At 57.0% G+C, this 23,327-nt stretch carries 29 protein-coding genes and 2 pseudogenes; 22 read left to right on the top strand and 9 right to left on the bottom strand.

Features of this window, described 5'->3' with window-relative positions:
- Positions 1–102: 102 nt before the first annotated feature.
- The 11 genes and pseudogenes from S7A_RS00120 to S7A_RS00160 form a co-directional block, all read left to right on the top strand.
- A pseudogene (locus S7A_RS00120) lies at positions 103–924 on the top strand (capsid scaffolding protein); the annotation flags it as partial.
- A gap of 6 nt (positions 925–930) precedes the next feature.
- On the top strand, positions 931–1,359 hold the full coding sequence (gene lysB, locus S7A_RS21460; RefSeq protein WP_192810375.1) for an Rz-like lysis system protein LysB: 429 nt from the start codon (positions 931–933) through the stop codon (positions 1,357–1,359).
- Positions 1,253–1,492: an Rz1-like lysis system protein LysC gene (gene lysC, locus S7A_RS21570; RefSeq protein ID WP_233267932.1), complete on the top strand. Its 240-nt coding sequence runs from the start codon at positions 1,253–1,255 to the stop codon at positions 1,490–1,492. The genes lysB and lysC overlap by 107 nt, the downstream gene beginning before the upstream one ends.
- The gene (locus S7A_RS00125; RefSeq protein ID WP_009086839.1) at positions 1,455–1,886 is read left to right on the top strand and encodes a phage tail protein; all 432 of its coding nucleotides are present in this window, start codon (positions 1,455–1,457) and stop codon (positions 1,884–1,886) included. Before lysC ends, S7A_RS00125 begins: the two co-directional genes overlap by 38 nt.
- Positions 1,879–2,325 (top strand): phage virion morphogenesis protein, encoded by a 447-nt coding sequence (locus tag S7A_RS00130; RefSeq protein ID WP_009086840.1) that lies wholly within the window; start codon positions 1,879–1,881, stop codon positions 2,323–2,325. Before S7A_RS00125 ends, S7A_RS00130 begins: the two co-directional genes overlap by 8 nt.
- A 76-nt stretch (positions 2,326–2,401) precedes the next feature.
- Positions 2,402–2,980 (top strand): phage baseplate assembly protein V, encoded by a 579-nt coding sequence (locus S7A_RS00135; protein ID WP_009086843.1) that lies wholly within the window; start codon positions 2,402–2,404, stop codon positions 2,978–2,980.
- A complete protein-coding gene (locus tag S7A_RS00140; RefSeq protein ID WP_009086845.1) occupies positions 2,977–3,333 on the top strand; it encodes a GPW/gp25 family protein in 357 nt (118 codons plus the stop codon). Before S7A_RS00135 ends, S7A_RS00140 begins: the two co-directional genes overlap by 4 nt.
- Positions 3,320–4,234: a baseplate J/gp47 family protein gene (locus S7A_RS00145; protein ID WP_009086846.1), complete on the top strand. Its 915-nt coding sequence runs from the start codon at positions 3,320–3,322 to the stop codon at positions 4,232–4,234. The genes S7A_RS00140 and S7A_RS00145 overlap by 14 nt, the downstream gene beginning before the upstream one ends.
- Complete coding sequence (locus S7A_RS00150) at positions 4,231–4,842, top strand: phage tail protein I (RefSeq protein ID WP_009086848.1); 612 nt, start codon at positions 4,231–4,233, stop codon at positions 4,840–4,842. Before S7A_RS00145 ends, S7A_RS00150 begins: the two co-directional genes overlap by 4 nt.
- On the top strand, positions 4,839–5,897 hold the full coding sequence (locus tag S7A_RS00155) for a phage tail protein (RefSeq protein WP_009086850.1): 1,059 nt from the start codon (positions 4,839–4,841) through the stop codon (positions 5,895–5,897). The genes S7A_RS00150 and S7A_RS00155 overlap by 4 nt, the downstream gene beginning before the upstream one ends.
- Positions 5,897–6,487, top strand: a complete 591-nt coding sequence (locus S7A_RS00160) for a tail fiber assembly protein (protein WP_009086853.1) — start codon at positions 5,897–5,899, stop codon at positions 6,485–6,487. The genes S7A_RS00155 and S7A_RS00160 overlap by 1 nt, the downstream gene beginning before the upstream one ends.
- Positions 6,488–6,781: 294 nt before the next feature.
- Here the strand turns inward: S7A_RS00160 and S7A_RS00165 are convergent, their stop codons facing one another.
- Both S7A_RS00165 and S7A_RS00170 read right to left on the bottom strand, forming a co-directional pair.
- A complete protein-coding gene (locus S7A_RS00165; RefSeq protein WP_009086855.1) occupies positions 6,782–7,183 on the bottom strand; it encodes a tail fiber assembly protein in 402 nt (133 codons plus the stop codon).
- On the bottom strand, positions 7,184–7,552 hold the full coding sequence (locus tag S7A_RS00170) for a hypothetical protein (protein WP_009086857.1): 369 nt from the start codon (positions 7,550–7,552) through the stop codon (positions 7,184–7,186).
- A 60-nt stretch (positions 7,553–7,612) separates the two neighbouring features.
- On the opposite strand from S7A_RS00170, the gene S7A_RS00175 reads away from it, so the two are divergent.
- From S7A_RS00175 to S7A_RS20630, 9 genes are all read left to right on the top strand, one after another.
- Positions 7,613–8,236: a recombinase family protein gene (locus S7A_RS00175; RefSeq protein WP_009086858.1), complete on the top strand. Its 624-nt coding sequence runs from the start codon at positions 7,613–7,615 to the stop codon at positions 8,234–8,236.
- A gap of 45 nt (positions 8,237–8,281) precedes the next feature.
- The gene (locus tag S7A_RS00180; RefSeq protein WP_009086860.1) at positions 8,282–9,451 is read left to right on the top strand and encodes a phage tail sheath protein; all 1,170 of its coding nucleotides are present in this window, start codon (positions 8,282–8,284) and stop codon (positions 9,449–9,451) included.
- A gap of 12 nt (positions 9,452–9,463) precedes the next feature.
- Positions 9,464–9,979, top strand: a complete 516-nt coding sequence (locus tag S7A_RS00185) for a phage major tail tube protein (protein ID WP_009086863.1) — start codon at positions 9,464–9,466, stop codon at positions 9,977–9,979.
- A gap of 55 nt (positions 9,980–10,034) precedes the next feature.
- Positions 10,035–10,343, top strand: a complete 309-nt coding sequence (locus S7A_RS00190; protein ID WP_009086865.1) for a phage tail assembly protein — start codon at positions 10,035–10,037, stop codon at positions 10,341–10,343.
- Between the two features lie 14 nt (positions 10,344–10,357).
- On the top strand, positions 10,358–10,477 hold the full coding sequence (locus S7A_RS00195; RefSeq protein WP_009086867.1) for a GpE family phage tail protein: 120 nt from the start codon (positions 10,358–10,360) through the stop codon (positions 10,475–10,477).
- Positions 10,470–13,175: a phage tail tape measure protein gene (locus S7A_RS00200; RefSeq protein WP_009086868.1), complete on the top strand. Its 2,706-nt coding sequence runs from the start codon at positions 10,470–10,472 to the stop codon at positions 13,173–13,175. The genes S7A_RS00195 and S7A_RS00200 overlap by 8 nt, the downstream gene beginning before the upstream one ends.
- Positions 13,172–13,654 carry a phage tail protein gene (locus S7A_RS00205; protein ID WP_009086869.1) on the top strand — a complete coding sequence of 161 codons (483 nt, stop codon included), beginning with the start codon at positions 13,172–13,174 and terminating at the stop codon, positions 13,652–13,654. Before S7A_RS00200 ends, S7A_RS00205 begins: the two co-directional genes overlap by 4 nt.
- Positions 13,651–14,751 carry a phage late control D family protein gene (locus S7A_RS00210; RefSeq protein ID WP_033736017.1) on the top strand — a complete coding sequence of 367 codons (1,101 nt, stop codon included), beginning with the start codon at positions 13,651–13,653 and terminating at the stop codon, positions 14,749–14,751. Before S7A_RS00205 ends, S7A_RS00210 begins: the two co-directional genes overlap by 4 nt.
- A gap of 70 nt (positions 14,752–14,821) precedes the next feature.
- Positions 14,822–15,052 (top strand): ogr/Delta-like zinc finger family protein, encoded by a 231-nt coding sequence (locus S7A_RS20630; RefSeq protein WP_071987788.1) that lies wholly within the window; start codon positions 14,822–14,824, stop codon positions 15,050–15,052.
- 146 nt (positions 15,053–15,198) lie between these two features.
- On the opposite strand, the gene rplS is transcribed toward S7A_RS20630, so the two are convergent.
- The 5 genes from rplS to ffh form a co-directional block, all read right to left on the bottom strand.
- The gene (gene rplS / locus S7A_RS00220) at positions 15,199–15,546 is read right to left on the bottom strand and encodes a 50S ribosomal protein L19 (protein WP_003849035.1); all 348 of its coding nucleotides are present in this window, start codon (positions 15,544–15,546) and stop codon (positions 15,199–15,201) included.
- 42 nt (positions 15,547–15,588) lie between these two features.
- Positions 15,589–16,353 (bottom strand): tRNA (guanosine(37)-N1)-methyltransferase TrmD, encoded by a 765-nt coding sequence (trmD, locus tag S7A_RS00225; RefSeq protein ID WP_009086876.1) that lies wholly within the window; start codon positions 16,351–16,353, stop codon positions 15,589–15,591.
- Between the two features lie 35 nt (positions 16,354–16,388).
- A complete protein-coding gene (gene rimM, locus S7A_RS00230) occupies positions 16,389–16,937 on the bottom strand; it encodes a ribosome maturation factor RimM (RefSeq protein ID WP_009086878.1) in 549 nt (182 codons plus the stop codon).
- 18 nt (positions 16,938–16,955) lie between these two features.
- Positions 16,956–17,204 (bottom strand): 30S ribosomal protein S16, encoded by a 249-nt coding sequence (gene rpsP, locus S7A_RS00235; RefSeq protein WP_009086880.1) that lies wholly within the window; start codon positions 17,202–17,204, stop codon positions 16,956–16,958.
- A 141-nt stretch (positions 17,205–17,345) separates the two neighbouring features.
- Positions 17,346–18,707: a signal recognition particle protein gene (gene ffh / locus S7A_RS00240; protein ID WP_009086882.1), complete on the bottom strand. Its 1,362-nt coding sequence runs from the start codon at positions 18,705–18,707 to the stop codon at positions 17,346–17,348.
- A gap of 164 nt (positions 18,708–18,871) precedes the next feature.
- Here ffh and S7A_RS00245 point away from each other — a divergent pair, with 164 nt between their 5' ends.
- Both S7A_RS00245 and S7A_RS00250 read left to right on the top strand, forming a co-directional pair.
- The gene (locus S7A_RS00245; protein WP_009086884.1) at positions 18,872–19,672 is read left to right on the top strand and encodes an inner membrane protein YpjD; all 801 of its coding nucleotides are present in this window, start codon (positions 18,872–18,874) and stop codon (positions 19,670–19,672) included.
- 15 nt (positions 19,673–19,687) lie between these two features.
- Positions 19,688–20,974, top strand: a complete 1,287-nt coding sequence (locus S7A_RS00250; protein WP_033736021.1) for an HlyC/CorC family transporter — start codon at positions 19,688–19,690, stop codon at positions 20,972–20,974.
- Between the two features lie 61 nt (positions 20,975–21,035).
- Here S7A_RS00250 and luxS read toward each other — a convergent pair whose 3' ends face one another.
- Both luxS and gshA read right to left on the bottom strand, forming a co-directional pair.
- Positions 21,036–21,551, bottom strand: coding sequence for an S-ribosylhomocysteine lyase (luxS, locus tag S7A_RS00255; RefSeq protein ID WP_009086888.1), 516 nt, complete (start codon positions 21,549–21,551; stop codon positions 21,036–21,038).
- 150 nt (positions 21,552–21,701) lie between these two features.
- Positions 21,702–23,308 (bottom strand): annotated as a pseudogene (gene gshA / locus S7A_RS00260) (glutamate--cysteine ligase).
- Positions 23,309–23,327: the final 19 nt, after the last annotated feature.

The raw sequence follows: 23,327 nt of genomic DNA on the forward strand, positions 1-23,327 counted from the left end.
CCTCATTGTGTGGTTTCCCGCACAACGTCCGCGCGTTGTTTCGATACCCCTGCCGCCGCAAACATAGGGCCTCACAGAGTTTTACTGACCGGAGCCTGGACAATGGCAAAGAAAGCAAAGCGTTTTCGTATCGGGGTGGAAGGTGCCACCACGGACGGGCGCACCATCGAGCGCAGCTGGCTTGAACAGATGGCGGCAAATTACAGCCCTGAGCTGTACACCGCCGTGATCAACATGGAGCACATCAAGGGTTACACCCCTGACAGCCCGTTTCGCCGCTTTGGTGTGGTAGAGGCGCTGGACGCTGAAGAAATCAGCGACGGCCCGCTGAAAGGCAAGCTGGGACTGTATGCCGTAATTAACCCGACGGATGAACTGGTCACGCTGACCGGTGCCATGCAGAAAATCTTCACCTCTATGGAAATCCGCCCGGAGTTCGCGGACACCGGAGCGGCCTATCTGATTGGCCTGGCCGTGACCGATGATCCGGCCAGCCTCGGCACCGAAATGCTGCAGTTCAGCGCCAGCGCCGGGGCGAACCCGCTGGCAAACCGCAAGCAGCACCCTGACAACGTTTTCTCTGCCGCTGAAGAAACCCTTATCGAGTTTGAGGACGTGGCAGACGAAAAGCCCGCTCTGTTTGCACGCATCAAGGCGATGTTCAGCAGACAGCAGCAGACCGATGCGGCCCGCTTCAGCGACGTGCATCAGGCCGTGGAGCTGATTGCCACGGAGCAGCAGGACCTGAGCGCGCGCCTTCAAACGGCACTGAGCGAACAGGCTGACAGCCTGAAATCACATTTCAGCAGTGCGCTGGGTGAGGAAGTGCTGAAGCGCGAACAGCTGCAGGCGGACTTCACCGAACTGCAGCAGCAGCTGAGCCGGGAAGATGGCCGCCAGCAGGTCCGCCCGCGCACGCCGGGTAGCGGCATGACGCGCGCACTGGCGGCCATCGTACTGATCCTGCTGGTATTCGCTGGCGTGCAGTCTTACCGGCTGAGCAGCGCCCACGGCAGGATCGATGCGCAGCAGACCACCATTGCGGGCCAGGGCAAAAAGCTGAGCCAGAAAAACAGCCAGCTGATCGCCCTTAACATTCTGACGCAGACCAGCAGCCAGGCGCAGACGCAGCTTTACGCCGCCGCCGAACGCAACGGCCAGCTGCTGCGCGACCGGCAGCGAAAGATTGAGGAGCTGAAACGTGAAAATGAAGACCTGCGCCGCTGGGCTGATGCCGCTCTGCCTGATCCTGTTGTCCGGCTGCGCCAGCGACCGGCCCTCTCAGGAGGTGAATCTTACCGTGAGTGGCTGTCCGAAAATCACCCGCTGCCAGCTGGACCCGGCAGCACCGCGCACTAACGGCGACCTTCTGGCCCTGCTGGACGAAACGGAAGCCGCCTGGGCGGCGTGTGCCGGTAAGGTTGATACCATCATCAGCTGTCAGGAAAAAGACGATGAACAAGCCGCAGTCCTTACGCAGCGCCCTGAATAAGTCGGTCCCTTATGTGGCCGACAACCCGGACCGCCTGCACCTGTTCGTGGACAGCGGGCAGGTGGTTGCCACGTCTGCCCCGTCCCTGTCGTGGGAATATCGCTACACGCTGAACGTGGTGATCACCGACTTCACCGGCGATCAGAACCTGCTGATGGCCCCGGTGCTTTTGTGGCTGCGGGAAAACCAGCCCGACGCGCTGCAGAACAGCGAGGCGCGCGAAAAGCTGTTTTCGTTTGAGGTGGATATTCTGGCAAATGACCGCTGTGACATCAGCATGGATCTGAAACTGACAGAACGCATTGTGGCAACGACGGTGGACGGTAAAACCAGCGTTGAGGCGGTGCCGGAACCGGACGTGCCGGAGGAAATCTGGACGGTGAAACGTGGCTGAACTGCATGAAGTGGATGCCTGGCTGGCGGCGCTGCTGTCGCAGCTGGAACCGGCGGCACGGAAAAAGATGCTGCGCGAGGTGGCGCGCGACGTGCGCCGGATTCAGCAGGCAAACATCACCGCGCAGCGTTCCCCGGACGGCACCGCATGGGAACCGCGCCGCGTAACCGCCCGCAGCAAAAAGGGGCGCATCCGTCGCGGCATGTTCGCAAAAATGAAAACAGCAAAATATCTGAAGGCGCAGGCGAGCGCAGACGCCGCAGAGGTTGCCTTTGTTCCGGCGGTGCAGAAGCTGGCCCGCGTCCATCACTACGGCCTGCGGGACCGGGTAAACCGACGCGGCACAATGGTGAAATATGCTGAACGTCCGCTTCTGGGCGTGAATGGCGACGTGGAAAGCACGGTGCGGGAAACTCTGCTGCGCTGGCTTGCTGAATAGCGATTCGTATGTTGTGCCATGCCTCAGACAACGCCGGGCTGATGCCCGGTTCCTGCCAAAGTGACACTCTCAGACCATGAACGAAAAACTTACCGAAATCATGCGCCTTATCACCAACCTGATCCGCACCGGCACCGTGTCCGAAGTGGACCCGGTGAACTGGCTGTGCCGGGTGAAAACGGGCGACCTTGAAACCAACTGGATTAACTGGCTCACCCTGCGCGCCGGTAGCACCCGCACATGGTGGCAGCCCACCGTCGGGGAACAGGTTGTGCTGCTGAGCCTGGGCGGCAATCTTGAAACCGCCTTTGCGCTGCCCGCCATTTATTCCGAAGCCTTCCCGCCGCCCGACTATTCAGAAGATGGCACCACCACCGTGTTTAAGGACGGCGGCTGGTTTCAGTACGAGCCGGAAAACGGCCAGCTGCTGATAAAGAACATTAAAAGCGTGCGCATCGAGGCGGAGGACGGCATTCAGCTGATAACCGACGCGCTGGGGATTGAGTCCAGCCAGACCCGGATTAACGGTGACACCACGATGAACGGTGATGTGACCCACGGCGGCGGCTCAATGAGTTCAAACGGTGTGGTGGCTGATAAGCACGTACACGGCAAGGTGAAAAATGGCACCGACACGTCAGGAGGCCCGCAATGATGTATCTCGGCATGAACCGCGACACCGGCAAAGCCATTACCGATATCGATCACATTCGGCAGAGCATACGCGACATACTGATCACCCCGGAAGGCAGCCGCCTTGCCCGGCGTGATTACGGTTCGATGCTGTCCGCGATGATTGACTGGCCGCAGAACGATGTCACCAAACTGCAGGTAATGGCTGCCACCTATACCGCACTGAGCCGCTGGGAGCCACGCATCCGGCTGGCCTCGGTAAACATCACGCGAAATGCGGACGGCTCTATGCAGGTTGATCTGACCGGCCAGCGCGCTGACGGCTCGCCGGTTGCTATGTCTGTTTCAACGGGGGTGAGCAGTGGCAGTAATTGACCTTTCCCAGCTGCCCGCGCCGCAGGTTATTGAGGTGCCGGACTTTGAAACGCTGCTGGCAGAGCGTAAAGAGGAGCTGATTGCGCTTTATCCGGCGGATGAGCAGGCCGCCATGCGCCGTGTGCTGGCGCTGGAATCTGAACCGATTGTGAAAAACCTGCAGGAGAACACCTACCGGGAAGTCCTGCTGCGCCAGCGTATTAACGAGGCGGCTCATGCGGTAATGGTGGCCTATGCCATCGGCAGCGATCTGGACCAGCTGGCCGCCCGTAACAACGTGAAGCGGCTGACGATTACGCCTGCGAATCCTGACGCGGTGCCGCCGGTGGATGCGGTGATGGAGTCAGACGACGCGCTGCGCGTGCGCGTGCCGGAGGCGTTTGAGGGACTGAGCGTGGCCGGACCGACGGGAGCCTATGAGTTTCACGCGAAAAGCGCCGATGGCCGTGTGCAGGACGTATCCGCGACCAGCCCGTCAGGGGCGACGGTGCTGATCACCGTTCTGAGCCGTGAGGGCGACGGCACGGCAGCAGATGATCTGCTGGTTAAAGTGAACACCTCGCTGAGTGCCGAAAGCGTGCGCCCGGTGGCGGACCGCGTGACGGTTCAGGGGGCGAAGATTCACAGCTACAGCGTGAAGGCCAGGCTGCATCTTTTTGACGGCGTGGCCGCCGGTCCCTGTCTTGAGGCGGCAAACGCGGCGCTGGCGGCTTACCTTGTCGAGCAGAAAAAGCTGGGGCGCAGCGTGCGGCGTGAGTCTTACGGGGCGGTGATGCGCGTGGCCGGTGTGGACTGGGTGGAAATCACCGAACCGGCGACAGACATCATCATGGACCGGACGGAGGCGGGCTACTGCACCGGCACGGACATTTCCGTGGCAAATGATCAGGGGGTGACATGAGCAACAGCAGCCTGATGCCGCCCGGTTCGTCTGCGCTGGAACGCCGCCTGGCAGAAGCGTGCAGCGGCATTTCCGGGCTGAGTGTGCCGCTCCGGGATTTATGGAATCCGGCCACCTGCCCGGTGAATTTTCTGCCTTATCTGGCCTGGGCGTTTTCGGTGGACCGCTGGGACGAAAGCTGGGCGGAAACCGTCAAGCGGCAGGTTGTCAGCGATGCGTTTTACATCCATCAGCACAAAGGCACCATCAGCGCCATCCGCCGCGTGGTGGAGCCGTTCGGATTCCTGATCCGGGTTGTTGAGTGGTGGCAAAACGGTGAAGAGCCCGGCACGTTCCGGCTGGACATCGGCGTGCAGGACCAGGGCATAACTGAAGAAACCTATCAGGAGCTGGAACGCCTGATCAGCGATGCGAAGCCCTGCAGCCGCCACCTGCTGGGGATGTCTATCAACCTGCAGGTCAGTGGCGAAACGCGGATAGCGGCAGCCAGCTATGACGGTGATGACCTGACCGTTTACCCGTACACCCCGGAAATTATTTCCGTCAGCGGCGCACTTTATGGCGGCGCGGCGGTTCACGTTATAGACATGATGGAAGTGGGACCATGACACAAAAATACTATGCCATTGTAACCAGCCAGGGTGCGGCGAAGATTGCCAACGCTGCCGCGCTCGGCAATAAACTGAACATCACGCAGATGGCCGTGGGTGACGGCGGCGGCACGCTGCCGACACCGAACGCCAGCCAGACAAAGCTGGTTAACGAGTGGCGACGTGCTGCCATCAACACGCTGAGTATTGACCCGGCCAACGCCAGCCAGGTAATTGCCGAACAGGTGATCCCGGAGAATGAGGGCGGATTCTGGATCAGGGAAATGGGCCTGTTCGACGCAGACGGCACGCTGATTGCCGTGTGTAACACGCCTGAAACTTACAAGCCCGCGCTGCAGGAAGGCAGCGGGCGCACGCAGACCGTGCGCATGATCCTGATCGTTAACAGCACCGACGCCATCACCCTAAAGATTGACCCGTCCGTGGTGCTGGCAACGCGGAAGTATGTGGATGATGCTGTGATCGAGGTGAAAGCCTACGCTGACAGCATAATGAAAACGCACACCGATGCAAAAAACCCACACAGCCAGTACCTGCAAATCGCAAGCGCCCTGGCAGAAATCAAAGACGCCGGGCTGGTTGCAGACGTTCTCAAAAACCTCGGTTTAGGCGAAGGCGCGCCGGTGATAGGGTCACCTTTCCCTTGGCCTCACGCCAAAATGCCTAATGAGCTGTTTGATTCAATGGCTGGCATGGTCTTCCTGAAAAGTAACGGGGCGACATTCAGCGGCACGTTATATCCAAAGCTGGCGCTGGCTTATCCGGGCCTGAAACTTGCTGACCTACGCGGCGAATTTATCAGGGGCTGGGATGACGGTCGCGGAGCAGACAGCGGGCGCGAGCTACTGAGCACACAGGGGCACGCCCTTCAGCAGCACACTCACACAGTCGTAATGCCGCTTCGGGTTGCAGACAGTGATCGCGGTAGTCTGGATTCAGCTTACAGCGTTGATAATACGCAGACGGTGACAACAAGCGGGGCATCTGGCAGCACCGCAACCGAAACCCGCCCGCGCAACGTGGCATTTAATTACATCGTGAGGGCAGCGTAATGGCAAAGGTAACGCTTGATAAGAATGGTCTGGCTAAATCGGCCGGCACACTGACGATTTTTAACTTTGACGCAGTAAGCGGTGAGTTTACCGGCTCCAGCAATGAGTTTCTGGCTCAGGGCGTTGGCCTGCCTGCTAATTCCTGCATTACAGCGCCGCCCGCCGCTGAAGCAGGTAGCGTGGCGCTTTATCTTAATGGCAACTGGCAGGTAACTCCCGATCATCGCGGTGAAACGGTTTATTCAATTAATGACGGCTCAGCAGTATTAATCAGCGCACCGGGCGAATACCCGGCAGACACAACGCCGTTCAAACCTGCAACCACCTGGGATAAATGGGATGGTGAAAAATGGGTAACTGACACCGACGCGCAGCGGGACGCAGTGGTGAGTAAGGCCGCCAGTGAAAAATCAGCGATGATCAGTGAGGCAAACGGCGTCACTCAGGCATGGCAGACGCAGCTGCTGCTTGGGATTATTACGGAAGAAGATAAAGCCTCGCTCACGGCTTGGATGAAATATATCCAGGCAGTGCAGGCGGTGAGTGCCACTGACGCGCCGAATATTATCTGGCCGCAAAAACCTGAATAATACCAGCGCCCGCGGCAATATGACCTCAGCATAGGTTTACTGAAAATAAAAAATACCCGCTCCCTCAAAGTTAGGAACAGGCATAAGGTCGCGGTGAGGCGCTATGAATACCATGAGTATTCAGATCTTATTTTCATCTGTTTATCGTGCAAAGAAAATGAGCGTTTCTGGCTTCTTCCTTTACATTCCGCCGGTAGGAGCGGCTAGAATTACACGATAATGCTTAGTCTATAAGCATGTAAGTTAATCACAAGCGTAAGCGGTAAATAAAACGCACTTTTATGGCCCGTCTGATTACACTGGCATTTCAGGCCATGCGATGCTTACGGTATCCTCCACACTTATCCGCATCAGCATAACGCGATATTTTTTCCAGGCGACGAGCTGACCTGCTTCATCATCTGTCGCTATCCCTAAATCGCTCGCATCCTGCAGGGGCTGTATAGCCGCATCAGCTTCAGCCCGCAACCTGCTGCGCTTGTCCTCAGATTGGCTGATGAGTTCCTCAGCTGTCGGTAATGGCTGTTCAGTCAGGCAGGGCAGCATATCAGCACCACAGGTAATCAGCTTTCCTTCTGCCTGCCCGGACAGTAAATCAGCCCAGGCCTGTTCGGTAATATTGATCGCATCTTCCGGGATATCCCGATTAATGGCGGTATCATAAAAGGCATTATTCGAAGGCGAATATTTTTTCATTTAAATTCCTAACGCTATCCACCAGATGCCCTGCTGAGTAGTTTCCGGGCCGCTGTTTGTAAGAGAGAAAGATGATTTATCGCGAAACTGCACACCTACTGCGTATTCGCCTTTTGACGGAATTGACGATCCCTTATTAGCAACAAGTGAAAATCCGGCACTTGGAAACGATACAGGAAGCGTAACAGTCGTGGTTGACTGCTGTGCAAAGGTGCCACTCCCCCATTGCAGGATCAGGCCGTTCGGGAATTTGCAGTACCCGTTACCGCTTTTAACGATTGAGAAGAAACTCATGTCAGGCAGCTGGCCGGTGCCATTACCTACGGTCTTTTTTGCCGCGTCGCCTAAACCGAGGTTTATGAGAAACAAGAGCCTGGCCCTGCGGCGGGCTGCGCTGGCACACTTGCGCCCATTTGCGGAGAAATCAGCGTGCTTATTGGCTACATCAGGGTGTCAACAAATGACCAGAACACGGACTTACAGCGAATTGCGCTGCAGAGCGCAGATTGTGAGCTGATTTTTGAGGACAGGATAAGCGGAAAGACCAGCGACAGGCCGGGGCTGAAGAAGGCGCTGCGGTGCCTGCAGCCCGGTGACACGCTGGTAGTGTGGAAGCTGGATCGGCTCGGCAGGAGTATGCGCCATCTGGTAATGCTGACGGAGGAGCTGCGCGAACGTGGCGTTAACTTCCGCAGCCTGACTGACAGTATTGATACCAGCACGCCAATGGGCCGTTTTTTCTTCCACGTCATGGGCGCCCTGGCGGAAATGGAACGCGAGCTGATCGTAGAGCGCACCCGCGCCGGGCTGGCCGCCGCGCGTGATAAAGGGCGCATCGGCGGCAGGCGGCGGAAGATGACGCCGGAAACCGCAGAACGTGCCCGGCGGATGCTGGCGCAGGGCGCAACGCTGCTGCAGGTGTCACTGGTGCTGGACGTGTCCGTGAAGACGATTTACCGCTACATACCCGCCCCGGAACAGAAAGCCCTGCGCGAAAATCGTTTGTCTGTTGTGCCAGAGACGGCACAACGGCCAGCGCGTGCCCCGGCATAGCGGACCATAGACCATAGCGGAACCCCTTCACAGGAGAACCGCCACATGGCACAGGATTATCATCACGGCGTGCGCGTTGAGGAAATCAACGAGGGCACCCGAACCATCACCACCGTCAGCACCGCGATTGTGGGGCTTGTCTGCACCGGCGACGATGCCGACGCGGCCACCTTCCCGCTGAACCGCCCGGTGCTGTTAACCGACGTACTCACCGCCAGCGGCAAAGCAGGGGAATCCGGCACGCTGGCCCGCTCACTGGACGCCATCGCGGACCAGTCAAAACCCGTGACCGTCGTTGTGCGCGTGCCGCAGGGCCAGACCGAAGCGGAAACCACCGCCAACATCATCGGCGGCGTGACCGACGGCCAGCGCACCGGCATGAAAGCGCTGCTGGCTGCACAGTCTCAGTGCGGCGTTAACCCCCGTATTCTCGGCGTGCCCGGCCACGATAACAAAGCCGTCGCCACCGAACTGCTGAGCGTGGCGCAGAGCCTGCGCGGATTTGCCTACCTGTCCGCGTATGGCTGTAAGAGCGTTGAAGAGGCAATTGCCTACCGCGCCAATTTCAGCCAGCGCGAAGGGATGCTGATCTGGCCTGACTTCATCAGCTTTGACACCGTGCTGAAGGCGGACGCGAAGGCCTACGCCACCGCACGCGCGCTGGGCCTGCGCGCCAAAATTGACCAGCAGACCGGTTGGCACAAGTCCCTGTCAAACGTTGGCGTTAACGGCGTCACCGGCATTTCAAAAGATGTTTTCTGGGACCTGCAGGACCCGGCCACTGATGCGGGCCTGCTGAACCAGAACGACATCACCACGCTGATCCGCAAAGACGGCTTCCGCTTCTGGGGTTCCCGCTGCCTGAGCGATGACGCGCTGTTTCAGTTTGAGTGCTACACCCGCACCGCTCAGGTGCTGATGGACACGATGGCAGAAGCACAGATGTGGTCCGTTGACGGTGCGCTGAACCCGTCACTGGCCCGCGACATCATCGAGAGCATCCGCGCGAAGCTGCGCAGCCTGGTGAATCAGGGTTATCTGATTGGCGCGGACTGCTGGCTGGATGAAAGCGTGAACGATAAGGACACGCTGAAGGCGGGCAAGCTGCTGATCGATTACGACTACACGCCGGTGCCGCCGCTGGAAAACCTGCTGCTGCGTCAGCGCATCACTGACCAGTATCTGGTCGATTTCAGCAGCCGCGTCAGCGCATAAGGAGAAGGAAAGATGGCATTACCCCGCAAACTCAAGCACCTGAACGTGTTCAACGCAGGCAACAACTGGCAGGGGCTGGTTGAGTCCGTGACGCTGCCGAAAGTCACCCGCAAGTTTGAAAAATATCGCGGCGGCGGCATGGCCGGTGCGGTGGATATTGACATGGGCCTGGACGACGGCGCGCTTGATACGGAGTTCACCGTGGGCGGCACCGAAGCCCTGCTGTTTAAGCAGCTTGGCACCGAAACCGTGGACGGCATTCAGCTGCGCTTTACCGGCTCCATTCAGCGCGACGACACCGGCGAAGTGCAGGCGGTCGAGCTGGTCACGCGCGGACGATATAAAGAGCTGGATTCCGGCGAATGGAAAACCGGCGAATCCAGCACCACCAAAGTGTCCGCAACCAACAGCTACGCAAAGCTGACCATCAACGGTGAAGTGGTTTACGAGATCGACATCGTGAACATGATCCACATCGTGGACGGTAAAGACCTGATGGAAGCGCACCGCAACGCGCTGGGCCTGTAATCACACCGGCAGGCGCTGCGCCTGCCGCTTATCTCTTTTTTAACGGAACCACATCATGACAGACAAAATTGCACCTAATGAAAAAGCCGTTGAGCTGGACACCCCGATTCTGCGCGGCAAAACCGAAATCACCTCCGTCACCGTGCGCAAGCCACAATCCGGCGCGCTGCGCGGCACCCGCCTGCAGGCATTGCTGGACATGGACGTGAACGCACTGATCACCGTGCTGCCGCGTATCACCACCCCGGCGCTGACCACGGCGGAAATTAACGAAATGGACCCCGCCGATCTGGTAAGCCTGTCGGTAGAGGTGGTCACTTTTTTGCTGAAGAAGTCGGTCCTGTCGGATTTAGCGACGGCCTGACGGTAGACGATCTGGTGGCGGACATCGCCACCGTCTTTCACTGGCCGCCCTCCGTTACCGAATCCATGACGCTGACCGAGGTGCTGGAGTGGCGGCACAAAGCAATCCTGCGACACGGGGCCAGCGATGAGTGATAAAAATCTGCGTCTGCAGGTCGTGCTGGGCGCGGTCGATAAGCTGACGCGCCCCTTCCGCAGCGCCCGCGACAGCACCCGCGAGCTGGCTGGCACGCTGCGCGACACCCGCAACACCCTGAAAGAGCTGGACGCGCAGGCCGGGCGTATTGACGGCTTCCGTAAAACCCGCTCACAACTTGCCATCACCGCAAACAATCTCAAGGCCGCCCGCGAAGAAGCGGCGCGGCTGGCCGTGCAGTTTACGGAAACAAGCAGGCCCACAGCTGCACAGGCCCGCGTGCTGGAGCAGGCAAAAAACCGCGCCAGCCAGCTGCAGCAGACTTACAACGGGCTGCGCCTGTCGGTGCAGCGTCAGCGTGAGGCGCTGGGCGCTGCCGGTATCGACACGAAGAAACTGAGTCAGGCACAGCGCGAGCTTAAAAGTCAGGCTGACGAGGCGCGCGCCGCGATTGACCGGCAGCAGCTGTCGCTTAAAAAGCTGGGAGAACGGCAGGCAAAGTTGAGCGCGGTACGTGAGCGATATTCCCGATCGCTTGAGGTTCGCGATCGCGTGGCCGGTGCCGGTGCGGCAACGTCTGCCGCCGGTCTGGCAATGGGCGCGCCGGTGCTGGCCGCCGTGAAATCTTCAGCGGCAATGGAAGACGCCATGAAGGGCGTGGCAAAGCAGGTTAACGGGCTGCGCGACAACAACGGAAACCGCACGAAGCAGTTCTATGACATGCAGGCCGCTATCAAGGCCGCCAGTGAGCAGCTGCCGATGGAAAACGGCGCGATAGATTACGCCGCGCTGGTTGAGGGCGGCGCGCGCATGGGCGTGACGAACCAGAACGATTCTTATGAGGATCAGAAGCGCGACCTGCTGGCCTTTGCCACCACGGCGGCGAAGGCTTCAACCGCGTTTGAGCTGCCCGCCGGTGAGCTGGCCGAAGGGCTTGGCAAGATTGCGCAGCTGTACAAAATCCCTACCCGCAACATCGAGCAGCTGGGCGACGCGCTGAACTACCTGGACGATAACGCCATGTCCAAAGGTTCGGACATCATCGACGTGCTGCAGCGTATGGGCGGCGTGGCCGACAGGCTGGACTACGGCAAGGCCGCCGCGCTTGGCTCAACTTTCCTGAGCCTGGGCGCAACGTCGGAAACCGCCGCCAGTGCGGCGAACGCAATGGTGCGCGAGCTGTCCGTTGCGACCATGCAGGGCAAGTCGTTTATGGGCGGCATGGCGCTGCTGAAACTCGATCCGGCAAAGATTGAAAAGCAGATGACCACGGACGCGATGGGAACCATCCAGCGCGTGCTGGAAAAGGTGAATAACCTGCCTGACGATAAGCGCCTGACGGCCATGACGATGATTTTCGGTAAGGAGTTCGGCAAGGACGCGGCCAAACTCGCTAACAACATGCCAGAGCTGAGGCGACAGCTGCAACTGACGCAGGGCAACGGGGCGAAAGGCTCCATGCAGAAAGAGTCGGACATCAATAAGGACTCGCTTTCTGCGCAGTGGATGCTGACCAAAACCGGCGTTTCCAACACCATGAGCGGCCTGGGCGATTCGCTGCGCACGCCGCTTATGGACATCATGAACATGGTGAAAAAAGTCACCGGCGTGACCCGCCGCTGGGTAGAGAACAATAAGGAGCTTGCAGGCACGCTGGTAAAAGCAGCGGCGATGATATCTGCGGTGGTGCTCGTGCTGGGAACGTTCATGATTGGCCTTGCGGCGGTGCTGGGGCCGCTGGCGCTGCTGCGCCTGAGCTTTAATGTGCTGGGGATTAAAGCCTTTAGCTCATTTGGGCTGATTAAAAGCGCCATCGGAACCGTGGGGAACGGCGTGCTGTGGCTGGGGCGGCTGATGATGGCAAACCCGATTCTGGCCGTGATCGGGCTGATTGCTGCCGGGGCGCTGCTTATCTGGCAGAACTGGGACACGCTGGGGCCAAAACTTGCCGCGCTGTGGGATGGTATCAGCACAAAGGTCAGCAGCGTCTGGACCGCGATCCGCACCTACATCAGCACAAAGTGGAACGAGATTGTAGCCGACGTGCAGGCCCTGCCCGCAAGGTTTCAGGAGGCAGGTTCGCAGATGATTGACGGACTGATGGCGGGTATCAGCCAGAAGTGGGACGCCATCAAAAACAAGCTATCTTCACTGACCGACTATCTGCCGGACTTTCTGAAGCCGGGCGGCGATAAGCCCGGCGCACCGCAGCTGCCGCGACCGGCAACAGTAAAAGCGGGTAGTGGTGCAACCCTGCCGCCGGGCGGATTCCCCGGATTTGCGGGCATGTACGACAGCGGCGGCTTTATTCCGTCCGGGCAGTTCGGCGTGGCCGGTGAGAACGGGCCGGAGCTGGTCAGCGGTCCGGCGAACGTGACCAGCCGCCGGAGCACAGCACGGCTGGCAGCACTGGCGGCGCTGACGCTGGGTGGTGCCGGAGCGACGGCGGAGGCGAAGCCTCTGCATCCGCTAAGCCTGCCAGTTCAGGCGTACCGGCAGGAAGCACCGCGCATGAGTGGCAGCGCTCCACAGGGAGCTGCACCGCAGATTCATGCCTCCTTCACCATAGTGCAGCAGCCGGGCCAGAGCCAGCAGGATCTGGTTGATGAGGTGATGCGCAGGCTTGAGGCAAAAGAGCGGCAGGCGCAGGCCCGCGCCCGCAGCAGTTACCGGGACAGAGGAGGGTTTGAGGAATGATGATGACGCTGGGCCTATTTGTTTTCATGCTGAAAACGGTGCCCTATCAGGAGCTGCAATATCAGCGCAGCTGGCGCTTTCCGTCAAACAGCCGGGTTGGCGTGCGGCCTTCGCTGCAGTTCTTAGGCCCGGACAACGACACGCTGACGCTTTCCGGCGTGCTTCTGCCGGAAATCACCGGCGGCAGGCTGTCGCTGCTGGCTCTGGAAAAGATTGCGGATCTGGGCCGCGCGTGGCCGCTTATTGAGGGAAGCGGGACAATTTACGGCATGTTCGTGATCGAGAGCTTCAGCCTGACTAAAACGGAGTTCTTCAGCAGCGGCGTTTGTCGTCGGATTGAGTTTACGCTGACCCTGAAACGTAATGATGAGTCACTGAGTGAAATGTTTGGCAGCCTCAGCAGCCAGCTACCTGCCCTGCAAAGCCCGGCGCTTGCGGCTGGAGCCTCAGCCGGTGCTTTAGTGGGAGGAATTTTATGATGATCGCCTCAAACTGGATAACCGGCCAGCAAGGTGCGCCAGCCTTCCGGCTGACGATGGACGGGGCAGACATCACGCAGAAGCTGGAAAAGCGCCTGCTGAGCCTGACGCTCACGGATAATCGGGGATTTGAGGCGGACCAGCTGGACATCGAGCTGGACGACGCGGACGGTCAGCTGCAACTGCCGCGCCGTGGTGTCGTGCTCTCGCTGTCGCTGGGCTGGCAGGATGAGGCGCTTTTCCCGAAGGGCAGCTATACGGTTGACGAAATCGAGCACAGCGGCACGCCTGACCGCCTGACGCTGCGGGCGCGCAGCGCAGACTTCCGGCAGACGCTCAACACGAAAAGGGAGAAGTCCTGGCACAAAACCACCGCGGGCGAAATTATCCGGGATATTGCCGGGCGCCATAAGCTGAATGCGGCGATGGGTGATGACATGGCGGCAAAAGAAATTGACCACCTTGATCAGACCAATGAATCAGACGCCAGCTTTCTGATGCGCCTGGCTAAGCAGTGCGGCGCGGTGGCCTGCGTCAAAAATGGAAACCTGTTATTTATCCGGCAGGGCCAGGGCAAAACAGCCAGTGGCAAGGCGTTACCAGTGATTACCCTTCAGCGCAGCGACGGAGACAGCCACCGCTTCACTCTGGCGGACCGCGACGCTTACACCGGCGTAATCGCCAGCTGGCTGCATACGCGCGAACCAGAAAAAAAACCGGTGGCAAAGGTGAAGCGCAGACGTAAATTCACGACAAAGAAAAAAGAGCCTGAAGCGAAGCAGGGAGATTACCTGATCGGCACCGATGAAAATGTGCTGGTACTGAGTCGCACTTACGCTAACCGGGGCAATGCAGAACGTGCTGCGAAAATGCAGTGGGAACGCCTGCAGCGTGGTGCAGCAACGTTTTCCATTCAGCTGGCAAAGGGGCGCGCCGATCTTTACACGGAAATGCCGGTGAAGGTCAGCGGCTTCAAACAGCAGATAGATGCAGGAGATTGGATCATCACTACGTTGTCGCACAGCCTGAGCGCAGATGGCGGGTTTACTACCAGTATTGAACTAGAAGTAAAAATTGAAGATTCAAGTATGCAATAGTGCAATAAACTATCCAGTTGGATCATTTGAAGGTATCATTCAACAAAAATTCAAACAGGACGAATCCTAAATGATGAACTGCCCTAAATGCTCTCACGCAGCCCACACACGCAGCAGCGTACAGCTTTCTGAAAACACTAAGGAGCGATACAACCAGTGCCAGAATATTAACTGCGGATGTACGTTTAAATCTCTGGAAACGGTAACAGATATTATCATGTGTCCGGGCAAGGTAAATCCAGCCCCACCCCATCCATCACGAGTCACGACCAAAACAGCGCAAGGGCAACTCTGGCTATAACCCGCTACGGCGGGTTTTTTAATGCCTACATTTGACTACAAAAAAATCCTGCGTAGGCAATGCGTGGACAAGACCAAAAAAAGGGGGTTAGCCTTAAGCTAACCCCCTGATTATTATTAACTATTTTGGACGGCGTGAGCCGTTTATTAGTTAAGACGCTCTTTAATACGAGCAGACTTACCAGTACGCTCACGCAGGTAGTACAGTTTGGCTTTACGCACAGCGCCACGACGTTTAACAGCGATGCTGTCAATGACCGGCGAGTGAGTCTGGAATACACGCTCAACGCCTTCGCCGTTAGAAATTTTGCGAACAGTGAATGCAGAGTGCAGACCGCGGTTACGAATAGCGATAACCACGCCCTCGAATGCCTGCAGACGTTTTTTAGAACCTTCAACGACCCATACTTTCACTTCCACGGAATCACCCGGGCGGAAGGAAGGTACGTCCTGTTTCATCTGCTCTTGTTCAATTTGCTTGATAATGTTGCTCATAATTAAATCTCATATCCTGGGTAAACTGATAGTCGGGGAAGATTACTCTTCCACATCATCGTTTTGTTGCTGCTGATGTTCCCGCTGGAACTCATTCAGCAACCTTGCTTGCTCTTCAGTCAGAGCCAGGTTTTCCAGAAGTTCAGGTCTTCTTAGCCAGGTACGGCCTAGCGACTGCTTCAGACGCCAGCGGCGAATATCGGCATGGTTACCTGACAGTAAAACTGCCGGGACTTCCACGCCCTCTAACACTTCAGGTCGGGTATAGTGCGGACAATCCAGCAAGCCATCAGAGAACGAATCCTCATCGGCTGACGCCTGCTTGCCGAGTACGCCGGGAATAAACCGGGCGACTGCGTCAATCATCGTCATGGCTGGCAGTTCCCCGCCACTGAGAACGTAATCACCGATTGACCATTCTTCATCAATTTCGGCGTGGATTACGCGCTCATCTATCCCTTCATAACGGCCACAGACCAGAATTAACTTGTCTCGTGCCGCCAGTTCGCAAACGCCCTGTTGGTCCAGTTTGCGCCCCTGAGGTGAAAGATATATCACCCTGGCGCCATCACCTGCCGCTGCTTTCGCTGCGGAGATGGCATCCCGTAAGGGTTGTACCATCATCAGCATTCCCGGTCCGCCGCCGTAAGGACGATCATCCACGGTACGGTGCCGGTCATGCGTGAAGTCACGCGGACTCCAGCTTTGAATGCTGAGCAGACCGTTTTTTACAGCCCGGCCAGTTACCCCGTAGTCGGTAATAGCGCGAAACATTTCTGGAAACAGGCTAATAACACCAATCCACATTGTATTCGCCGTTACGTTACCGCTCGATTCGGAGCTCAAAAACCAGGATCCCAATCTACCTCAATGACGCGGGTAGAGAGATCGACTTTCCTGATAACCTGTTCATCAAGAAACGGAATTAACCGCTCCTGAACACCGAATGCATCCTTCAGGTTTGCCTTAACGACGAGAACGTCGTTCGAGCCGGTTTCCATCATATCGATGACTTTGCCCATCTCGTAGCCTTCAAGGTTAACCACCTGGCAGCCCATAAGGTCTTTCCAGTAGTAGTCACCCTCTTCCAGCGATGGCAACTGCGTCGAGTCAACCTGAATTTCGCAATTGGTTAACTGAGCCGCCGCATCCCGATCTTCAATGCCTTTGACTTTGATGATCAGGTCCTGATTGTGGTGCTTCCAACTTTCCAGTTCGACATGCTGCCATTTACCGGCGCGCTGGATGAACCAGGGTTGGTAGCTGAAGATGCTTTCAGCGTCTTCAGTGGAGGAAAACACTTTGAGCCAGCCGCGAATACCGTAGGCGGCTCCCATCTTGCCCAATACAATCGGGTTGACAGGAGGCTGTGCGGCAATTTGTCTGCTCATGCTCACCACCGTGACAGATTAAGCTGCTTTCTTAGCTTCTTTGACCAGCGCGTTAACGCGATCAGAAAGCGTTGCGCCCTGGCCAACCCAGTGCTCGATACGATCCATATCCAGACGCAGACCTTCAGCCTGACCAGAAGCGATCGGGTTGAAGAAACCAACGCGCTCGATGAAACGACCGTTGCGTGCATTGCGGCTGTCAGTAACGACGACCTGATAGAACGGACGCTTTTTAGCGCCGTGACGTGCCAAACGAATTGTTACCATAACATCCTCTTCAGTTAATAAAACACCCGGCCCCCATCGAGGAACGGGGTCCGGGTGCTGTATAAAAAGCCCGAAAATTTTACTCATTTTGGCGCAAAAAGCAACCTAAACCGCGTCCTTTCGGGCTTTTTTGTGGAACCCTTAGCGGCCGGGGAATCCTGGCGGCATCATACCTTTCATGCCGCGCATCATTTTCGCCATACCGCCCTTCTTCATCTTCTTCATCATACGCTGCATGTCGTCGAACTGCTTTAATAAGCGGTTAACGTCCTGCACCTGCATGCCGGAGCCGGTGGCGATGCGGCGCTTACGCGAGCCTTTGATGATCTCTGGCTTCTCACGCTCTTTGCGTGTCATCGAGTTGATGATGGCTTCCATGCGCACCAGAACCTTGTCATCCATCTGCGACTTTACGTTGTCAGGCAGCTGTCCCATGCCGGGCAGTTTACCCATCAGGCTGGCCATGCCGCCCATGTTGCGCATCTGCTTCAGCTGCTCAAGGAAGTCGTTGAGATCGAAACCGTCGCCGGTTTTCAGCTTCTTCGCCAGCTTCTCCGCTTTATCGCGGTCAACCTTGCTTTCGATATCTTCGATCAGTGACAGCACGTCCCCCATGCCGAGGATGCGTGATGCAATACGGTCCGGATAGAACGGCTCCAGGGCTTCGGTTTTCTCGCCGACACCCATAAATTTAATTGGCTTGCCGGTGATATGACGAATCGACAGCGCCGCACCCCCACGTGCATCACCGTCAACTTTGGTCAGGATCACGCCGGTGAGCGGCAGCGCTTCGTTGAAGGCTTTGGCCGTGTTGGCCGCATCCTGACCGGTCATGGCATCGACCACAAACAGCGTTTCTACCGGATTAATCGCGGCATGAACCTGTTTGATTTCGTCCATCATCGCTTCATCAACGTGCAGACGACCCGCGGTATCCACCAGCAGCACATCGTAGAATTTCAGGCGCGCTTCACGCAGCGCATTGTTGACGATCTCTACTGGCTTCTGGCTGAGGTCAGAGGGGCAGAAATCCACGCCAACCTGCTGCGCCAGCGTTTCCAGCTGTTTGATTGCCGCCGGACGATAAACGTCGGCAGAGACAACCAGCACTTTCTTTTTGTGCTTCTCGCGCAGGAATTTACCCAGCTTACCCACGCTGGTGGTTTTACCGGCACCCTGCAGACCCGCCATCAGCACCACGGCTGGCGGCTGAGCGGCCAGGTCGAGAGCATTGTTCTCTGCCCCCATCGCCGCAACCAATTCGTTACGAACGATTTTGATGAACTCCTGACCCGGCGTCAGGCTTTTGTTTACATCATGGCCGACCGCGCTCTCTTTCACGCGGTTAATGAAGTCACGCACCACCGGCAGCGCAACGTCAGCTTCAAGCAGTGCCATGCGCACTTCACGCAGGGTCTCTTTAATGTTCTCTTCAGTCAGCCTTCCGCGGCCGCTGATGTTTCGCAGGGTTTGCGACAAACGATCGGTTAAATTATCAAACATGGTCTCTCACTTAAAAAGATCGCGAGGCGCCTGATCGGCAGAATGCGGCGGATTATAACACGAAGCCGCCGCGATCTCTGCAATTGCCCCTCAGATCGTTTGGAGCCTGCTGCGGCTGGCGCTATACTGCCTTTTTCCTTATCTGACTGAACCTGAAAGGATCTATGTTCGTTTTCCCGATAGTGGCGCTGTTAGCCTACTCCTTAAGTCTTGCCCTGATCATTCCGAGCCTGCTGAAGCGTAATGGCGGCTGGCGGCGAATGGCGATGCTCTCTGCCTGTGTGGCGCTGGTGACACACGCGGTAGCCCTGCAGCAGCGCATATTTGCGGTTGATAGCGGCCAGAATTTAAGCCTGCTCAACATCGGTTCACTGGTCAGCCTGTTGATCTGCGCCATTATGACCATTGTGGCGTCACGCAACCGCGGCTGGTTGCTGCTGCCGATTGTCTACAGCTTCGCGCTGATCAATCTGGCCTTTGCGACCTTTGTCCCTAATGCCTTCATCACCCACCTGGAAACGACGCCAGGGATGATGATCCATATCGGCCTGTCGCTCTTCGCCTATGCAACGCTGATTATCGCTGCCCTCTATGCGCTGCAGCTGGCATGGATCGATTACCAGTTAAAAAACAAGCGTCTGGCGTTTACGCAGGATATGCCGCCGCTGCTGACCATCGAACGCAAGATGTTTCATATCACGCAGGTCGGGGTCGTTCTGTTAACGCTGGTGCTCTGCACCGGTCTGTTTTACATGCAGGATCTTTTCAGCGCCGAAAACGTCGATAAAGCCGTGCTTTCGATTATCGCGTGGTTTGTTTATATCGTTTTGCTCTGGGGACACTATCATGAAGGCTGGCGTGGTCGCCGCGTCGTCTGGTTTAACTGCAGCGGTGCGGTGCTGTTGACCATGGCTTACTTCGGCAGTCGCATCCTGCAGCATCTGCTTGTCCCTGTCTCTCATTAAAAAGGAAGTTCTGCGTTGGAACATGTTTCAACCACCACGCTGATTATTATTCTGTGCGTCATGGTTCTGGTCTCCGCCTGGTTTGCCGGGTCGGAAACCGGCATGATGACGCTTAATCGCTATAAGCTGCGCCATCAGGTTAAAAACGGCAGTCGCGCTGCGCGCCGGGTGGAAAAGTTACTGCGGCGTCCCGATCGGCTGCTGAGCCTGGTATTAATCGGCAATAACCTGGTGAATATTCTGGCCTCCGCCCTCGCCACTATCGTCGGCATGCGCCTGCACGGTGACGAAGGGGTCGCCGTCGCGACTGGTATCCTGACCTTCGTCGTGCTGGTCTTTGCTGAAGTGCTGCCGAAAACGGTAGCCGCGCTCTATCCGGAGCGGGTCGCCTTTCCCAGCAGCCTGCTGCTGGTCCCGCTGCAATACATCATGCTGCCGCTGGTCTGGCTGCTGAATACCATTACCCGTCTGCTGATGCGGATGGTGGGAATCCGGGCTGAAGGCGCAATCAGTTCTGCGCTGAGCAAAGAGGAGCTTCGCACCATCGTCTATGAGTCACGCAGCCTGATGTCGCGCCGTAATCAGGATATGCTGCTTTCGGTACTCGATCTGGAGAAGGTCAGCGTTGATGACATCATGGTGCCGCGTAACGAGATTGTCGGTATCAACATCAGCGATGACTGGAAATCAGTCGTCCGCCAGCTGAGCCACTCACCGCATGGCCGCATTGTCCTGTTCCGCGACTCACTGGATGACTGTGTCGGCATGCTGCGGGTGCGCGAAGCCTGGCGCATGATGACCGAGAAAAAAGAGTTCACCAAAGAGATGCTGCTGCGCGCTGCGGATGAGATTTACTACATCCCGGAAGGGACACCGCTCAACACCCAGCTGGTAAAATTCCAGCGCAACAAAAAGAAAACGGGCCTGGTGGTGGATGAATATGGTGACATCAAAGGACTGGTGACCATAGAAGACATTCTGGAGGAGATCGTGGGAGATTTTACCACCTCAATGTCGCCGTCGCTGGCCGAAGAGGTGATGCCCCAGAATGATGGTTCCGTGCTGATCGAAGGCAGTGCCAGCGTGCGTGAAATCAACAAGGCGTTTAACTGGCATCTGCCAGAGCAGGAAGCCCGCACCATCAACGGTATGCTGCTGGAAGCGCTGGAGGAGATCCCCGCTATCAACACCCGCGTTCAGATCGGTCACTACAACATCGACATCCTGGACGTGCAGGACAACATGATTAAGCAGGTGCGCATCACGCCGAAGACCCCGCTGAAAAAATCGGTCGGTTCCTGAAGCCATAAAAAAACGCCGCAATCGACACGATGCGGCGTTTTTTTTAGCCGGACAGCTCTGACTAGATGTGCAGTTCTTTCAGCTTTTCAGCAGGCAGTTTCAGATCTTCGTTACGGTTAACGCCGATCTCATGCGCCAGCACGTTACGGGCAATCTGCTGCGCTTCATCCAGTGAGTGCAGTTTGTAGCTGCCACACTGGTATTCGTTCAGCTCAGGGATCTGGTTCTGATCTTTCACTTTCAGAACGTCTTCCATCGCCCCTTTCCACGCTTTCGCCACGCGCTGCTCATCTGGCGTACCGATCAGGCTCATGTAGAAGCCGGTACGGCAGCCCATTGGCGAAATATCGACGATTTCCACACCGTCACCGTTGAGGTGATCACGCATAAATCCGGCAAAGAGATGCTCCAGCGTATGAATGCCACGCTCAGTGAGGATATCAATGTTCGGGCGGCAGAAACGCAGGTCAAAAACGGTAATCGTATCGCCATGCGGAGTCTTCATGGTTTTCGCAACGCGGACCGCCGGTGCGCCCATGATGGTGTGATCAACGGTAAAACTATCCAGTAGTGGCATACGTCACCTCCTGTTCTGAGAATTTTTTTAAAAACGATGAAACTTTTCTGTTCGCCCAACGTCTGAATATATGAAAGACGCGCATTTGTTATCATCATCCCTGACAACAGAGATGTTAATTTGGCCACATTGATGTGGCCTTTTTCTTTTCTACCCTTCCCGGCTTGCCAGATACGCTTCAAAATCCAGCTTATCGTTCGCTTCCAGCTGCTGCTGCGCCGCGACAGATTCCTGCGCCTGACGCGTGAAGTCCTCTTCGGTCAGCACCTCCAGCGGCTCTTCGCAGAGCAGATGACGATACTGTTCAGCCAGCGCTACGCCGGTTCCGGTCACACCATTGTCCTTCATGGCCTGAAGAATGCGCGCCGAGTAGGTTAGCTCAGGATCGTCGAACGATGCTACCAGTTGATCGCAAACCTGCTGATATTCCGTGCTCGCCTGATTGTTGCTGTCTAACACTTCAGCAACCCGACGCAGATCGGCAAACAGGGTTTTGCCCACTTCAACCAGCGAATGTTCCGCTTCACCACAACCCACGGCAATTTTCTGATCCGGTTTACGGCCTTCCAGCACCACGCGGTTCCAGTTTTTACGGGTACACTGCAGCTCTTCTGCACTCATCTCCGGCGCATCGGCCAGCGTACACCAGATCAGGAACAGGTCGAGGAAGCGCACCTGGTTCTCATCGACCCCGATAGCCGAGAACGGGTTGATATCCAGTGAACGGACTTCAATGTACTCAATGCCACCCCGCAGCAGCGCGTCAGATGGCGCTTCACCGGAACGGGTCACCCGTTTTGGCCGGATTGGCGCATAGAGTTCATTCTCAATCTGCAGCACGTTGGTATTGAGCTGCAGCCAGTTGCCGTCAGCATCTTTCGTGCCCATGCCCGCAAACTCTTCTGACGGCGTTTTGATCGCTTTCTTCAGCGCCGTGACATAGCCTTCCAGCGAGTTGAACGTAATGCCCAGCGAGCTCTGCGATTTATTGGTGTAGCCGAGATCGCTCAGACGCAATGAGGTTGCATAAGGCAGCCACATTGTATCTTTGTCGTTGGTTTCAAACGGCAGCGGACTCTCACGGCCCTGCAGGAAGCTAGAGCTAATCGCTGGCGATGCGCCAAACAGATAAGGGATCACCCAGCCGAAGCGATAGTAGTTGCGGATCAACCGCAGGTAGCCCGCCGAGATGGTCTCTTTTCCGCTCTCCACATCTTTCACATCCGCCCACTCCTGCCAGAAGGAAAGCGGCAGCGAGAAGTTGTAGTGAATGCCGGAGATGGTCTGCATCAACGCGCCGTAGCGGTTTTTCAGGCCCTGACGATAGAGGGTCTTCATCTGACCAATGTTGGATTGACCATACTGTGCCAGCTCAATATTGTCCGCATCGTCAATCACGCACGGCATACTGAAAGGCCACATACGCTCGTCACCCAGCTCACGGGCAACGTGACGATGGATATCGCGCAGGAAAGCCAGCATGTGATCGATACTGTGATCCACTGGGGTAATAAACTCCAGCAACGTTTCGGCAAAATCGGTGGTGATCCAGTCATGCTTCAGCGCCGACCCCAGCGAGGCCGGGTGGCCGCTTTTTGCCAGGTCGCCATTTGCCTGTACGCGCAGTGTTTCACGCTCGATGCCACGGCCAATGCCTTTGAGAGCATTGGGATGCGCTTCCAGCCAGGAGAGCGCTTTAGAGACGTCCGGGATCACATTCCCCCCCGCTGTGATAATAATTTATTTTTGTTCAGCATAATCTTAACCGTAGCCTCG

The organism is Pantoea sp. Sc1 (assembly GCF_000255315.1).
GTDB lineage: Bacteria > Pseudomonadota > Gammaproteobacteria > Enterobacterales > Enterobacteriaceae > Pantoea > Pantoea anthophila.